The sequence below is a fragment of the Streptomyces xylophagus genome, from assembly GCF_000716435.1.
Lineage (GTDB): Bacteria > Actinomycetota > Actinomycetes > Streptomycetales > Streptomycetaceae > Streptomyces > Streptomyces xylophagus.
The window spans coordinates 1-462 of record NZ_JNWO01000139.1; the positions used below are offsets into that span (position 1 = coordinate 1).

At 58.4% G+C, this 462-nt stretch carries 1 protein-coding gene; it reads right to left on the reverse strand.

The genetic code is table 11. The features are described 5' to 3' along the window. On the reverse strand, positions 1 to 367 hold a 367-nt coding region (locus tag OO70_RS55210), incomplete at its 3' end, for a hypothetical protein (RefSeq protein WP_152925610.1). Positions 368 to 462: the final 95 nt, after the last annotated feature.

Consider the following 462-nt stretch of genomic DNA (forward strand, 5'->3'; position numbering starts at 1 on the left):
GCCTCATCCAGACGAGCAGCTTCGGATTGTCGCGGAACAGCGAGACCAGGCCCGCCTCGAAGCCGAGAACGATCTGCTCTTCACGATCCTCTTTATCCCGCTTCAGTCTGCCGAGCCCGTGGTTGTCGAATATGACGTGCAGGCATTCATGCAGCACTATTCCGACGCCGTGACCGGGGCTCGTTAGGTTTCTCGGCCAGATGTTGATCTGGCTGTACTCGAAATCGGCTTGACCGTACTTGTCGTCCGCTCCATCTCGGATGCAGATCGTCCAATCGTAGGCACCGATCTTGATGGTCTTCGGTAGTTCGTTGACGCAAGCGTCAACACCGCCCCGGCGACGAGGCGAATGCGACGTGTTTGCCATGTTCGGGGGCTCCAAAGGGGGTGTTAGGTGACGTTTCTCACGCGTGAGGCGCATAGCTCGCGGGGGCGACCCGTGCGATCAAGAGTGAGCAAATT